This is a genomic window from Actinocrinis puniceicyclus (assembly GCF_018283645.1).
GTDB lineage: Bacteria > Actinomycetota > Actinomycetes > Streptomycetales > Catenulisporaceae > Actinocrinis > Actinocrinis puniceicyclus.
Window position 1 is genome coordinate 1 of the sequence record NZ_JAGSXH010000137.1, and the last position, 13,690, is coordinate 13,690.

Consider the following 13,690-nt stretch of genomic DNA (forward strand, 5'->3'; position numbering starts at 1 on the left):
AAATCGGATATAGCGCTCATGGCAAGCCGGGCACGCACCGCCGCACCGCCATGACACCCCGGCTATAGCAATGCGCTACAACACCGTCAACCGCCAGGAGTCGATCCCCGCGACCTCAAATCTCAAGCTGAGTGCGGCGCCGGTGCGCGCCGGGGGCGTGCGGGGTTCCGCCCCGGTCACCGCCTTCGGCCCGCAGGGGCGCGGGCTCGGACGGGGCGCACCGGCTCGCCGGCTGCCGCGCGGCGGGCCGGGCCGGGTGGCCGGGAGGCGGCAAGGGCGCCGGCGGGTACGCGGCCGCACGCCATCGCCGCCTCGCGCGCGGCCGGTCGGACCGGCCGCTGCGGTGCCCCGCGGCGCGGCAGTCCAGGACCTGGCCTAGCGCAGCACGGCGGGGATCAGCTCGCTGCCCGGCAGCACGGCGCCGAGGTCGTCGAACACGATCACCCCGTTGCACAGCAGGGACCAGCCCTGCTCCGGGTGCGACGCGATGACGTGCGCCCGGTACCGGTCCGCGGCGCCGGAGGGCGGGCAGGCCGGAGAATGGCGGCAGTGGGCCGGGCCCGCTGACGTGGCGGCGGTCTCGGTGGTACTACTCCCCGTGGCGGCGCGCGGTGCGAGCGCATCGGACCTGGCGGCGCCGGAAGTGGTAGCAGGCATGTGTCCCCTCCCTAGGGACGAGTCGTTCGCCTCTACCGCCCAGTGTCCGCTCGCACCGAACCTTATGGCGGGAATCGGCTTACAGTCCGCCCATCCGCGCAGACGAACCACCCGATCAGGCGGAGACGTCTGGCCCGTATGGGCTAGACCAGTGCTGTTCGCAACGTCCCCAGTAGACGCCCTCCGCCCGGCGGTATCAAGTGGTGCGCGCACCCGTGCGATGAACGGTCGGCGAGCAGCCGGTGTCCAGGGCACGGGAAGTGCGCCGCGGGCGGCGGCGGCTGAAACTTGCGCGGCCGCCCGCGTGATACCACCCGTGCGGCGCCCTGCGGCCGCCGACCAGCGCAGCAGCGCGGCAGCGGCCCGGCGGGAGCTACCGGGCCGGGTCCTGGCGCTCGACGTCGATCACGATCGGCTCGTCGCGCTGGCGCGAGGGCGCGCCGATGTTGCGCTTGACCGAGTCCAGGATCGTCAGGCCCTGCCCGACCAGTCCCGCGGCGATCTCCCCGAGCCCGTCCGCGCCGTTGAGCACGTTCACGTTCGCCCCGGCCAGGCCGCGGGCGGCCTCCTTGACGATCTGCGGCAGCTGGTCGATCAGCATCCGGTCCAGCGCCACCCGGTCGTTGGAGGCCGCTGCCTCCGCCAGGATCCGGGTGCGCTCGGCCTCCGCGATCGCCAGCAGCCTGATGCGTTCGGCCTCCGCCTCGGCGGGCCGCACCACCTCCGCGACCAGCTGCTGCTGGCGCAGCTCGGCCGCGCGCTGCGCCAGCTCGGTCTGCGCCGCCAGCACCTCGCGCTGCGCGCCGGCCTGCGCCAGCGGCCCGGCCTGCGCGGCCTCGGCCTGCGCCCGGTCGATCTCCGCCTTGTACTGGGCCTGCACCACCGCGGTCTGCCGCGCGTACTCGGCCTGCAGGCGCGCGGCCTCCTGCTGCGCCTGCTGCGCGGTCTGCGTGGCCTGCGCCTGCGCGATCTGCGCCTGGCGCTGGATGGCCGCCTTGTGCGGGGCGCTCATCGCCTCGATGTAGCCGCTGCCCAGGTCGTCGATCGACTGGATCTGCAGCGAGTCCACGATCAGGCCGATCTTCGCCATCTCCGGCTTGGAGGTGTCCAGCACCTCGGTGGCCAGCTTCTGGCGCTCGGTGACGATCTCCTCCACCGTCATCGAGCCGATGATCGAGCGCAGGTGGCCGGCGAAGATCCGGCCGGTGAGCACCGACATCTGGTTCTGGTCGGACAGGAAGCGCTGCCCGGCGTTGACGATGCTCTCCGGGTCGTTGCCCACCTTGAACGCGATCACGGCGCGCACGTTCAGCGCGATGGCCTGCCGGGTCACGCAGGTCTCGACCACCTCGGCCTCGATCATCGCCAGGGTCAGGAACCTGACCTTGCGCACGAACGGCATCACGAACCCGCCGTGCCCGGTCACCACCCGGAACGGCGCGCCGCCCTGTCGCCGTCCCCCCGAGATCAGCATCGCCTGGTCGGGGGCAGGCACCTTGTACCCGAACATCTCAGTTCTCCTTAGCCGGCTGCGCCGGCCTCAGGGCCGAGGGGGTCCTCCCACTCGGCCACGTCCACCGTCCGCGCTCCCCGCGACTCGATCACCAGCACCGTCGCGCCCCGCGGCAGGGGTGTCTCGGACCACGCGAGGTAGGTCTCCGAGCCGCCGCGGATCTTCACCAGGACCTCGCCCGGGCCGGCCGGGCCCCGCGTTGCGATCACGATGACGCCCACGTGGCCGATCGCCGAGTCGTCCCGCACCGCCCTCGCCCCCTCGCCCGTGCGCCGGCGCCTGCTGGTGTCGTCACACTACTCCCGAGCGAACCACTGCGCGTATACGCGCTACGCGGTGCGCGTGAACCGCCGCGGCCCGGGGATGCGTGCCCGTATGGACGCGGCGCGCGGCGGGTAGGTCCTTTAGACGGCCGCGCCGCGCGGCGGGCGCTTGCGGCCGCATCCGGCGCGCGGGGACCGGCGGGCGGCCGCCAGATCGGGAGGAGAAACGGTGGGCGAGCGCGTCACCGCCGCCGACCTGGGGTTCGACGGAGCGGACCGGGCCAGGTTCCGCAGCCGGCTGGGTACCTGCCAGCAGGTGCTCGAGCGGATGCTGGCCGAGGACCGCTTCGAGAAGGGCCGCAAACTGTGCGGCCTGGAGCTGGAGCTGGTGCTCATCGACGCGCACGGCGATCCGGCGATGGTCAACAACGAGGTGCTCGGCCAGATCGCCTCCCCGGACTTCCAGACGGAGCTGGGCCAGTTCAACCTGGAGGTGAACATCGCCCCGCACAAGCTGGTCGGCGCCGTCTTCTCCGAGCTGGCCGAGGAGTTGCGCACCGCGCTGCTCTACGCCGACCGGGTCGCCGGCGGCTGCGGGGCGCACGTGGCGATGATCGGGATCCTGCCGACCCTGGGCGTGGCGCACATGGTGCGTGAGAACTTCTCCGCCGACGACCGCTACGTGCTGCTCAACGACCAGCTGGCCTCGGTGCGCGGGGAGGACTTCCACCTGCGCATCGACGGGCCCGAGCCGCTGGACGCCAGCTTCGCGACGATCCTGCCGGAGGCGTGCTGCACCTCGGTGCAGCTGCACCTGCAGGTCACCCCCGAGGGGTTCGCTCCGGCGTGGAACGCCGCGCAGGCGATCGCCGCCCCGCAGGTCGCGCTCGGGGCCAACTCGCCGTTCCTGTTCGGCCGGCGGCTGTGGCACGAGACCCGCATCGCGCTGTTCGAGCAGGCCACCGACTCGCGGCCGCAGGAGCTGGCGGCGCAGGGAGTGCGCCCGCGGGTGTGGTTCGGCGAACGCTGGATCCACAGCCCGGCGCAGCTGTTCCGGGAGAACCTGACCTACTTCACCGCGCTGCTGCCGCGCGTGGGCGCCGAGGACCCCCAGCGCGCCCTGGAGTCCGGGCGGGTGCCGCACCTGCAGGAGCTGCGGCTGCACAACGGCACGGTGTACCGGTGGAACCGGCCGGTGTACGACGTGGCGCGCGGCAAACCGCACCTGAGGGTGGAGAACCGGGTGCTGCCGGCCGGGCCGACGGTGCTCGACGTGCTGGCCAACGCCGCGTTCTACTACGGGCTGGTGCGCGCCCTGGCCGACGCGGACGGCCCGGTGTGGCGGCGGCTGTCGTTCGCGGCCGCGCGCGAGAACCTGCGCGCCGCGGCCCGCGACGGCATCGGGGCGCGCCTGCACTGGCCGGGCCGCGGGCAGAGCGGCGCCGCGGACCTGGTGCTCGGCGAGCTGCTGCCGCTGGCGGCCGCGGGGCTGGAGCGCTGGCGCATCGACCCGCGCGAACGGGACCTGTACCTGGGCATCATCGAGGCGCGGGCGCGCACCCGGCGCAACGGCGCGGTCTGGCAGATCGAGCAGGTCGAGCACCTGGAGCGGCGCGGCATGAGCCGCGGCCGTGCGCTGGCGGCGATGGTGCCCCGCTACGCCGAACTGGCCCGCGCCGGGGACCCGGTGCACACCTGGCCGGTCGGTTAGCGGCCCGGCCGGCGGCGGCCGTGCTCGGCAGGTTCGAACACGGCGGCGGGCCCGCGCTCAGCCGCGCGTGGCAGACTGCGGCCGGTACACCCGGCACCGCAGGAGGCAGGCACGCATGGCCGCGCTGGACAACGCCCCGCCGCGCCCCGAGGACCGCGGGAGCGGCGGCGGGGCGTGGCCGCAGGGATACACCCGCGCACTCATCGCGTTCGAGGTGGCCGCGGTGCTGGCGCTCTCGCTGGGCCGTTCGGCCGTCTCGGCGCTGATCGACCTGGGCGGTTCGCTGACCGCGCACAAGGCCCTGGCCGCCCAGCACGCCACGCTCAACGCCTCGGCCGCCCCGGGCCGGCCCTGGCTGGACCTGTCCTACCAGCTCTACGGGATCGCGTTCGGGCTCGCGCCGGTGCTGCTGGTGGCCTACCTGCTCGCGCGCGAGGGGGCCTCGCTTCGTGCCCTGGGCGCCGACCGCACCCGTGCGCTGGGCGACCTCGGGCGCGGCGCCGCGGTCGCGGCGGTGGTCGGCGGCAGCGGGCTGGGCCTGTACCTGGCCGCGCACGCGGCCGGCGCGGCGCTGACCGTGGTGCCCACGAGCCTGCCGCCGGTGTGGTGGCGCATCCCGGTGCTGGTGGCCTCTGCGTTCCAGAACGCGGCGCTGGAGGAGGTGGTGGTGCTCGGCTACCTGCTGCGCCGTTTCGATCAGGCCGGCTGGTCCCACGGGCGCGCGGACGTCGTCAGTTCCCTGATTCGCGGGGCGTACCACCTGTACCAGGGCTTCGGCGGGTTCGTCGGGAACCTGGTGATGGGGCTGATCTTCGCGCGGCTCTACCGGCGCTGGGGCCGGGTGATGCCGCTGCTGCTGGCGCACGCGCTGATCGACACCGCCGCGTTCGTCGGGTACGTGGCGCTGGCGCCGCACGTCGGCTGGCTGCCGCACTGAACCGGCGGCCGCGGCGGCGCGCGCCGTAGGGCGCCGGGCCCGGCCGCCGGGTCGGCGGCCGGGCCCGGCGCAGGGCGGTCAGGCGGGTACGGGTGCCGGGTCGCGTCGCGCGCAGGCCGGCGCCGGCGCGCCGGGGCCGGCCGGGTCGGGGCAGGGCGCGCCGTGGCGGGCCAGGCGGGCCAGCAGCAGCGACTTGGCCTGCTGCCACTCCTCGGCCAGGATCGAGAAGAGCGCCGAGTCGCGCACCCCGCCCTCGGCCGCCGGGAAGTGCGAGCGGCGCACCCCCTCGAAGGTGGCGCCCAGCGCGAGGATCGCCTCGCGCGAGCGGGCGTTGCGCGTGTCGGCCTTGAAGGAGACCCGCTGCACCCGCCAGGTCTCGAAGGCGTGGGTGAGCATCAGCAGTTTCGCCTCGACGTTGATCCCGGTGCGGTGCGCGGACGGGGCCAGCCAGGTCGAGCCGATCTCGGCCGCGTCGGGTACCCCGGAGGGGTTGACGTGGCCGTGCCGGGGCGGCCAGAGCCCGGCGTTCCAGTATTCGAGCTCCCGGAAGCGGGTGGTGCCCACCACCCGGCCGGTGCGCAGCTCGACGGTGGCGAACGGGACCGCGACGTGCGCGCGCAGGTCCTCGCCTGCCACGTCGAGATAGCGGCGCACGGCCGCCCGGTCCTTGGGCACGTAGGTGTACCCGAACGACGCGCGATCCTGCGTGGCTGCGGCGAGCAGCGCTTCGAGGTGGTCCTCGCGCATCGGTTCCAGCCGCACGAGACGGCCGGTCAGCGTGAAAGGTGCTGGCATGGCGCACATCATGCACGGATCGGCGCGCCGTGGGCAGCGACACGACGGGGCCGGGCCCGTGCGACGCCCGTCCCGGCGCCCGAGCCACGCCCCGGCGGCCGCACCGGCGCGCGCACGCGGCGGCCCGGCCGGGCGGGCGCGCCGCCGAGCAGCGCGAACGGCGCGGGCAGCGCCGGGGCGGCGCGGTGTCGGGCAGCGCGCCGGCCGCCGGCCGGCGGGGGCCGGTTGCCGACACCCGTCGGCGGCGCTCGGGCGGACCGCGCTCAGGCGGACCGCCGACCGTTCAGCGGCAGGACTGTTGAGGTGGTGAAGTACTAGGATGGGCGCGGCGCGGTGCGCGCCGCAGCCGCCACGAGGAAGGCCCACGCGACCATGACGACCACCGCCCGCGAGTTCCACCTGGCCGCCCGGCCGCAGGGCGCCCCGGGCCCCGAGCATTTCCGCCTGGTCGAGGCCGAGCTGGCGCAGCCGGGTCCCGGGCAGCTGCTGGTGCGCAACGACGTGCTCTCGGTCGACCCGTACATGCGCGGGCGGATGAACGACGTGAAGTCCTACGTCCCGCCGTTCGCGCTCGACGCCCCGCTGGAGGGAGGCGCGGTCGGCACGGTGCTGGCCTCCGGCGACGCGGCGGTGCCGGTGGGAGCCAGCGTGCTGCACATGGCCGGCTGGCGCGACTACGCGCTGATCCCGGCCAAGCACGCGACCGTGGTGGACACCGCGCTGGCCCCGGCCGGCCGGTACCTGGGTGCCCTGGGCGTGACCGGGCTGACCGCCTGGGGCGGGCTGCTGATCGCCGCCGAGTTCAAGGCGGGCGACATCGTGTTCGTCTCCGGCGCGGCCGGCGCGGTCGGCTCCCTGGTCGGGCAGATCGCCAAGCTCAAGGGCGCCGCGCGGGTGATCGGCTCGGCCGGCGGCGCGCAGAAGGCGCGGGCGCTGACCGAGCGCTTCGGCTACGACGCGGCGATCGACTACCGGGCCGGTGACCTGCGCGGGCAGCTGGCGCAGGCGGCGCCGGAGGGCATCGACGTGTACTTCGACAACGTCGGCGGCGAGCACCTGGAGGCGGCGCTCGGTGCGGCGCGCCGCGGCGGGCGCGTGGCGCTGTGCGGCGCGATCGCGCAGTATAACGACGCCGAGCCCGCGCCGGGCCCGCGCAACCTGGCGCTGGCCATCGGCAAGCGCCTGACGCTGCGCGGGTTCATCGTCTTCGACTACCAGCCGCGCTTCGGCGAGTTCGCCGCCGAGATGGCCGGATGGCTGGCTGAGGGCAGCATCGAGGCGGCCGAGACCGTGGTGCACGGTCTGGAGAACACCCCGGAGGCGTTCCTGAGCCTGTTCCGCGGCGCGAACACCGGCAAGATGCTCATCGAGCTGTAAGCGTGGCGCGCCCGTCGGGCGATCCGCCCGACGGGCGCGCGCCGGGGCGCCGCCCGGCGGCCCGCAGGCCCACGGGCATTACAGCTACGGCCTGCGGGCTAGAGCGGGTCGCCGGGCAGCAGCGAGCCGATCCACGCGTCCACGCGCCGCCCGCGGTGCACGTACCGCGAGCGCAGCTTCCCCTCCAGGGTGAAGCCGGCCCGCAGCGCGACCGCGCGCGAGCCCTCGTTGCCCTCGAACGCGAACCACTCGATGCGCTGGAGGCCCAGCCTCTCCAGGCCCCAGCGGCACACCGCGCGCACCGCCTCCGCGGTGTAGCCGTGCCCGCGCGCCTCGGCCGCGGTCCAGTACCCGACCTGCGCCATCGCGCCGTTCTTCGCCTCCGTGCCGCTGATCGCGTGCAGCCCCACCATGCCCAGCAGCTGCCCGCCGACGTTGTGGTAGACGCCGAAGACGGCGTCGGTGCCGGCCTTGAGGCCCTGCGGGACGAAACGCTCGACGAAGTCGCGGGCGTGCTCCCGCTCATACGGCGAGGGCAACGTGGTCCAGCGCTGGATCGCCGCGTCCTGGCACATGCGGTGGATCGCCTCGGTGTCGGCGGCGCCCGGGGCGGTGAGCACCAGCCGCCCGGTGGTCAGCATGATCCCGGTCAGGTCCGGCCCGTCTGCCTCGTCGCGGCCCGGCGCGGGGCCGGCCTGCGGGCGGGCGCCGGGTTCCCGGGGCGTGTTTGCGTCCTCGTGCGGCACGGTGCTCTCCTTTAACCATCGGGACGCTACCCGGGCGCCGGGGCCGGTGGCCAGCGGTTAAGCCGCCGGGCCGGATCGGGGCGCGGCGGGCCTTGACAGCGCGGCGCCGCCCGGCGGAGCATGAACCCGGCAACAAACATGAGCGTGTGTTCACATTCCGTGGGGCCCCCGGGCCCGGGCGCGAACGAGGGTGCTTGATGCTGCTGGCCGAAGAACGCGAAGCCCTGGCCGAGGCCGGCCGCCGCCTGGCCGCGCGCGGCCTGGTCATCGGCACCAGCGGCAACCTCTCGGCGCGCCGCGGCGACCTGGTCGCGCTCACCCCGACCGGCGCGGTGATCAGCGAGCTGAGCGCCGCGCAGCTGACCGTGATCAGCCTGCAGGACGGCGCGATCGCCGAAGGGGAGCTGGAGCCGACCAGCGAGGTGCCGATGCACCTGGCGATCTACCGGGCCACCGGCGCCGGCGCCGTCGCCCACACCCACGCCGCCACCAGCACCGCGATCGGCCTGGTGTGCGAGGAGATACCGCTGATCCACTACGCGATGCTCTCCCTCGGCGGCGCGCTGCGGGTGGCCCCCTACGCCACCTACGGCACCGAGCAGCTGGCCGGGCACGTCGTGGCCGCGCTCCAGTACAGGCAGGCCGCGCTGCTGCGCAACCACGGCTCGATCGCGCTGGGCTCCAGCGTCGCCAAGGCCGTGGACAACCTGGAACTGGCCGAATGGTGCGCCGAGACCTACGCGCGCGCGCTGTCGATCAGCGCCGCGCTGCACGGGCCGCTCGACGGCCCCGGCGCCGTGGCCCCGCGCGAGCTGACGCAGAAGGAGCAGGAGGACGTGATCAACGTCGCGCTGGCCACCGGCTACGGCACCACCAAGAAGATCACCCCGTGAACCTTTTATTGCACTAGTACGATCGGCGTTTCGTGCTGATACAACAGGCGGCGCGTGGAAAGGCGGCACGATGAGCAGCGGCACCGAGGCCGGGGGCAGCGCAGCGGGCGCCGGCGCCCGTGCGGCGGGCGGACACCGGTACGCCATCTCGCACTACCCCGACGTGCCCGCCGTCGAGCAGCGGCTGCACCGCCTCGTGCACAGCCCGCTGCGCGCCCTGCCGCCCGAGGCCCTGGCCCGCTACGAGGCGTGGTACGAGCGGCACGCCGGCGCGTCCAAGGCGCTGGCCGCCGAGGCCGAGCAGTACATCCCCGGCGGCGTGCAGCACAACCTCGCGCTCAACGAGCCCTGGCCGCTGGCCGTGCGCGCCGCCGAGGGCGCCTACCTCACCGACCTGGACGGCAACCGCTACATCGACTTCCTGCAGGCCGGCGGGCCGACCGTGCTGGGCTCCAACTACGCCCCGGTGCGCGAGAAGGTCCTGGAGCTGCTGGCCTCCTGCGGCCCGGTCACCGGCATGCTGCACGAGTACGAGGTCAAACTCGCCAGGCTCATCCACGACTTCATGCCCGCCGTGCAGCGCTTCCGCATGCTCGGCTCCGGCACCGAGGGTGTGATGGCCGCCGTGCGCGCCGCCCGCGCCTACACCGGCAAACAGCACATCGTCAAGATCGGCGGCGCCTACCACGGCTGGAGCGACCAGGTCGTCTACGGGCTGCGCATCCCCGGCACCGGCTCCCTGGAGGCCACCGGCATCCCCGCCGGCGCGCTGGAGCGCACCCACGAGCTGGCGCCCGGCGACGGCGACGCGCTCGGCGCGCTGCTGGACAAGCTCGAGCAGGACGGGGGCACCGCCGCGGTCATCGTCGAACCGGTCGGCCCCGAGTCCGGCACCCACCCCGCCGCGCCCGGCTACAACGCCCACGTGCGCGAACTGTGCGACCGCCACGGCGCGCTGCTGGTCTTCGACGAGGTGGTCACCGGCTTCCGGCTCGGCATGGGCGGCGCCCAGGGCTACTTCGGCGTCACCCCGGACCTGACCGTCTTCGGCAAGTGCGTCGCCGGCGGCTACCCGGCCGCCGGCGGGGTCGGCGGCCGCCAGCAGGTCATGGACGTCTTCGCCGGCGGCCTGACCGCCGCCGGGCAGCGCGTCTTCGTCGGCGGCACCCTCTCGGCCAACCCGCTCTCCTGCGCCGCCGGCTACCACGCGCTGGCGGAGATGGACCGCACCGGCGCTCCCGCCAGGGCCGGGGCGGCCGGCGACCGGCTGCGCGCAGGCCTGGAGGCCCTGATCGCCGCGCGCGACCTGCCGTACGTCACCTACAACTTCGGCTCGATCGTGCACCTGCACACCTCCGGGGTGCTGCACCTCACCCTCGACGACCCCGACTTCTTCGCCGAACTGGGGCCGCGCAGGGACATGCTCGGGCACATGTCCACGGCCTTCGCCGCCGAAGGCGTCATCACGCTGGCCGGCTCGCGCCTCTACACCTCCATGGCGGACACCGACGAGGTCGTCGACGAGGCGCTGGCCGCCTTCGCCCGCGTCTTCGCCCAGGTCGCTTGAACGCGCCGCAGCAGCGCCGCGCGAACCGGCCGGCCGCGGCCGGCGCGCGCTACGTGCTGGGCGTGGACCTGGGCACCTCCGGCCCGAAGGTCGCGCTCGCCGACACCCGCGGCCGGCTGCTGGGCCACGCCAAGGCCCGCGTCCCGCTGCGGCTGCTGCCCGGCGCCGGCGCCGAACAGGACCCGCACGCCTGGTGGGACGCGATCTGCGCCGCCGCGAAAGCGGCGCTCGCCCAAGCCGCCGCGCACCTGGGACACGACCCCGCCCCGGGCGTCGCCGCGGTCTGCTTCTCCGCCCAGTGGGGCGGCACCGTCCCGGTCGCCGCCGACGGCGCGCCCACCCACCCCGCGGTGATCTGGATGGACGCGCGCGGCGCCGGCTACAGCCGCGCCGTCGCCGGCGGCGCGCCCACCGTGCCCGGCACCGGCTACAACGCCTGGAAGCTGCGCGCCTGGCTGGCGAAGACCGGCGGAGCACCCAGCCTGACCGGCAAGGACCCGGTCGGCCAGGCGCTGTTCCTCAAGCACGAGCGCCCCGAGGCGTACGCCGCCGCCGCGTACCTGCTCGACGTGCCCGAATACCTCACGATGCGCGCTACCGGCCGCGCCGTGGCCGCCCACGACACCGCCGTGCTGCGCTGGTGCACCGACAACCGCACCCCCGGCGCGGTGCGCTGGGACCCGGCCCTGGTGCGCCGCTGCGGCCTGGACCCGGCCAAACTGCCCGAACTGACCGCACCCGGCGCCCTGGTCGGGCCGCTGACCGCGCGGGCCGCCGCCGACCTGGGCCTGACCACCGCCGCGCTGGTGGTGGCCGGCACCGGCGACACCACCGCCGCGGCGATCGGCGCCGGCGCGGTGCGCGACCACGACGCGCACCTGTACGTGGGCACCTCCGCATGGCTCAGCTGCCACGTGCCCTACAAGAAGACCGACCTGCGCACCTCCATCGCCTCCCTGCCGGCCGCCGTGCCCGGCCGGTACTGGGTCGCCACCGTGCAGGACGTGGCCGGCAAGGCCGTCGACTGGCTGATCGAGAACGTGCTGCACGAACAGCGCCCCGCCAGCGCGCACGAACACCTCGGCGCGCTCGAGCGGCTCAACGCGCTGGCCGCCGCCTCCCCGCCCGGCGCCCGCGGGGTGCTGTTCACCCCCTGGCTCAACGGCGAACGCACCCCCGTGGACGACTCCTCGCTGCGCGGCGGCTGGTTCAACGCCTCCCTGTCCACCGACCGCGCCGACCTGGCCCGCTCGGTGTTCGAAGGCATCGCGCACAACACCCGCTGGATGCTGGCGGCCGTCGAGCGCTTCACCGGCCGGCACACCCCCGGCGGCCTGGGCGCGCTGCGGTTCATCGGCGGCGGCGCCACCTCCCCGCTGTGGTGCCAGGCCATGGCCGACATCCTCGACCACGAGATCCGGCAGGTCGCCGAGCCGGTGCTGGCCAACGTGCGCGGCGCCGCGCTGCTGGCGCTGGTCGCGCTCGGCGAGCTGACCTGGGACCAGATCCCGGACCTGGTGCGCATCGAGCGGGTCTACCGCCCCGACCCGGCCAACCGCGCCGCCTACGAGCGCGCACACGAAGCGTTCCTGCAGGTGTACCGGCGCAACCGCCGCCTCTACGCCCGGCTCAACCCGGCCCCGCACGCGTAAGGGCGCACCGGCCCGCGGCCCCTCGTCCGCAGCGCCGCAGCCGCCCGGCCCGCGGCAGGCTCACGGCCCGGCCAGGCGCGCGCTGAGCCGCTCCAGATACAGCCGCAGCAGCTCCTTGAGCTCCTCGAGCACCTCCTCGTCGCCGCGCGGCGCCAGCCGGAACGCGAACTGCAGCAACGCGTCCGCCACCGCCACCGCGACCCGCGAGGACAGCTCCAGGCGCGCCCCGTCCGCCAGGCCCGCCTGGCGCACCAGGATCAGCCGCACCCCCTGCGCGATCGCCGCGTTGTTCGCCTCGTCCGCCCGCGCCAGCTCCGGGGAGAGATGCCGCCCCGACCACAGCGCCACATACCCCGGGTTCGCCCGGTACAGGCCCGCGAACGCCTCGACCAGCGTGCCGACCGGGTCCGCCCACCGCTGCACCGCCGAGGCCGCCACCAGGCGCCCGATCGCTGCGTCGAACTGCCCGATATACGCGCCCGCCAGCGCGTCGACCACCGCCGCCTTGTCCGGGAAGAACTGGTAGATCGAGCCGACCGGCACGCCGGCGACCTGCGCGATGCGCCGCACCGTCAGCGCCTCGAACCCCTCCGCCGACAAGATCTCGTCCGCCGCGGCCAGGATCTGGCGCACCCGCGCCCGCGAACGCTGCTGGCGCGGCTCCCGGCGCATCCGCGCGGACCCCGCGCCGCCTTGCCCGCCGAGGCTCCCGGCGCCGCCGCCCTCGGCGCGGCCCGCCGCCGACACGCCCTCCGCCTGCTGCATCGCGCCCTTCCGCCTCCGGCTCAACGCCCGCGCCGCGGGCGGCGCGCGGGGCCGGTTCGCCGCGCGGCGCACCGCTCGACGATACTGTGCACAGCACTGCGCGGACACGCGCGCGGCCGAGCGCAGGGAAGGCGAACCGCGAACCATGGCCCCAGCCACCGAGCAGCCCCGGCCCGTGCGCGTGCTGGGCCGGCTCGTCGAGTCCTACCCGCGCCGCGCCCCCGAGGCCGAGCGCGGCAGGGTCCTGCGCGTCACCGTCGCCGGCGAGCCGGTCCTGCACCGCCCCCTGCAACCGGTCACCGCGGAGCAGTTCGGCAGCGCCGCGCTCGCCTCCCTCATCGAGGACATGTTCGCCACCCTCTACGTCGCCGAAGGCGTCGGGCTGGCCGCCAACCAGGTCGACGTGGACCTGCGGGTGTTCGTCTACGACTGCCCCGACGACCAGGGCGTGCGCCACGTCGGGCACCTGTGCAATCCCGAGATCGACGAACTGCCGCCCGGCCTGCGCGTCCTGGACGAGGAGGACGAGGGCTGCCTGTCGGTGCCCGGAGCCTACAAGGCCCTGGCCCGCCCGCACCGCGCCGTCGCGCGCGGCTTCGACCAGAACGGCAACCCGCTGGTGATCGAGGGCACCGGGTTCTTCGCCCGCTGCCTGCAGCACGAGAGCGACCACCTCGACGGCTACCTGTACATCGACCGGCTGCCCAAGCGCGAGCGCCGCGACGCGCTCAAGCAGATGGAGGCGCTGCGCGAAGAGGTCTTCGCCCGCCGCGCGGCCAAAGCCGAGGCGCTGCGCGGCTGACCGCGCCCCACC

General features: G+C 75.0%; 13 protein-coding genes. 7 read left to right on the forward strand and 6 right to left on the reverse strand.

Annotation, left to right across the window (positions count from 1 at the left end; genetic code table 11):
* Positions 1-375 precede the first annotated feature (375 nt).
* The 3 genes from KGA66_RS32525 to KGA66_RS24855 all read right to left on the reverse strand — a co-directional run bounded on the left by KGA66_RS32525 (position 376) and on the right by KGA66_RS24855 (position 2,418).
* The gene (locus KGA66_RS32525) at positions 376-657 is read right to left on the reverse strand and encodes a DUF5999 family protein (protein ID WP_211471234.1); all 282 of its coding nucleotides are present in this window, start codon (positions 655-657) and stop codon (positions 376-378) included.
* A 373-nt stretch (positions 658-1,030) separates the two neighbouring features.
* Entirely contained in the window at positions 1,031-2,167 is a 1,137-nt protein-coding gene (locus KGA66_RS24850) for an SPFH domain-containing protein (RefSeq protein WP_211471236.1), read from the reverse strand.
* Positions 2,168-2,178: 11 nt separating this feature from the next.
* Positions 2,179-2,418, reverse strand: coding sequence for an NfeD C-terminal domain-containing protein (locus KGA66_RS24855; RefSeq protein ID WP_211471238.1), 240 nt, complete (start codon positions 2,416-2,418; stop codon positions 2,179-2,181).
* Between the two features lie 244 nt (positions 2,419-2,662).
* On the opposite strand from KGA66_RS24855, the gene KGA66_RS24860 reads away from it, so the two are divergent.
* Together KGA66_RS24860 and KGA66_RS24865 are read left to right on the forward strand one after the other, a co-directional pair.
* The gene (locus KGA66_RS24860) at positions 2,663-4,144 is read left to right on the forward strand and encodes a glutamate-cysteine ligase family protein (protein WP_211471240.1); all 1,482 of its coding nucleotides are present in this window, start codon (positions 2,663-2,665) and stop codon (positions 4,142-4,144) included.
* A gap of 115 nt (positions 4,145-4,259) precedes the next feature.
* Positions 4,260-5,081 carry a CPBP family intramembrane glutamic endopeptidase gene (locus KGA66_RS24865; protein WP_211471242.1) on the forward strand — a complete coding sequence of 274 codons (822 nt, stop codon included), beginning with the start codon at positions 4,260-4,262 and terminating at the stop codon, positions 5,079-5,081.
* Between the two features lie 78 nt (positions 5,082-5,159).
* Here the strand turns inward: KGA66_RS24865 and KGA66_RS24870 are convergent, their stop codons facing one another.
* Positions 5,160-5,876 (reverse strand): GNAT family N-acetyltransferase, encoded by a 717-nt coding sequence (locus KGA66_RS24870; protein ID WP_211471244.1) that lies wholly within the window; start codon positions 5,874-5,876, stop codon positions 5,160-5,162.
* 372 nt (positions 5,877-6,248) lie between these two features.
* Between KGA66_RS24870 and KGA66_RS24875 the strand changes: the two genes are divergently transcribed.
* Positions 6,249-7,253 carry an NADP-dependent oxidoreductase gene (locus tag KGA66_RS24875; RefSeq protein ID WP_211471245.1) on the forward strand — a complete coding sequence of 335 codons (1,005 nt, stop codon included), beginning with the start codon at positions 6,249-6,251 and terminating at the stop codon, positions 7,251-7,253.
* A 98-nt stretch (positions 7,254-7,351) separates the two neighbouring features.
* Here KGA66_RS24875 and KGA66_RS24880 read toward each other — a convergent pair whose 3' ends face one another.
* Positions 7,352-7,999: a GNAT family N-acetyltransferase gene (locus KGA66_RS24880; protein WP_211471247.1), complete on the reverse strand. Its 648-nt coding sequence runs from the start codon at positions 7,997-7,999 to the stop codon at positions 7,352-7,354.
* Positions 8,000-8,196: 197 nt separating this feature from the next.
* Between KGA66_RS24880 and KGA66_RS24885 the strand changes: the two genes are divergently transcribed.
* The 3 genes from KGA66_RS24885 (at position 8,197) to KGA66_RS24895 (ending at position 12,111) form a co-directional block, all read left to right on the forward strand.
* Positions 8,197-8,892: a class II aldolase/adducin family protein gene (locus KGA66_RS24885; RefSeq protein ID WP_211471249.1), complete on the forward strand. Its 696-nt coding sequence runs from the start codon at positions 8,197-8,199 to the stop codon at positions 8,890-8,892.
* Between the two features lie 70 nt (positions 8,893-8,962).
* Positions 8,963-10,459, forward strand: coding sequence for an aspartate aminotransferase family protein (locus KGA66_RS24890; protein ID WP_211471251.1), 1,497 nt, complete (start codon positions 8,963-8,965; stop codon positions 10,457-10,459).
* Positions 10,456-12,111 (forward strand): xylulokinase, encoded by a 1,656-nt coding sequence (locus KGA66_RS24895; protein ID WP_211471253.1) that lies wholly within the window; start codon positions 10,456-10,458, stop codon positions 12,109-12,111. The genes KGA66_RS24890 and KGA66_RS24895 overlap by 4 nt, the downstream gene beginning before the upstream one ends.
* Positions 12,112-12,171: 60 nt before the next feature.
* Here the strand turns inward: KGA66_RS24895 and KGA66_RS24900 are convergent, their stop codons facing one another.
* Positions 12,172-12,876 carry a TetR/AcrR family transcriptional regulator gene (locus tag KGA66_RS24900; protein WP_211471255.1) on the reverse strand — a complete coding sequence of 235 codons (705 nt, stop codon included), beginning with the start codon at positions 12,874-12,876 and terminating at the stop codon, positions 12,172-12,174.
* Between the two features lie 145 nt (positions 12,877-13,021).
* Between KGA66_RS24900 and def the strand changes: the two genes are divergently transcribed.
* On the forward strand, positions 13,022-13,678 hold the full coding sequence (gene def, locus KGA66_RS24905; protein ID WP_211471257.1) for a peptide deformylase: 657 nt from the start codon (positions 13,022-13,024) through the stop codon (positions 13,676-13,678).
* The last annotated feature ends 12 nt before the right edge of the window (positions 13,679-13,690 follow it).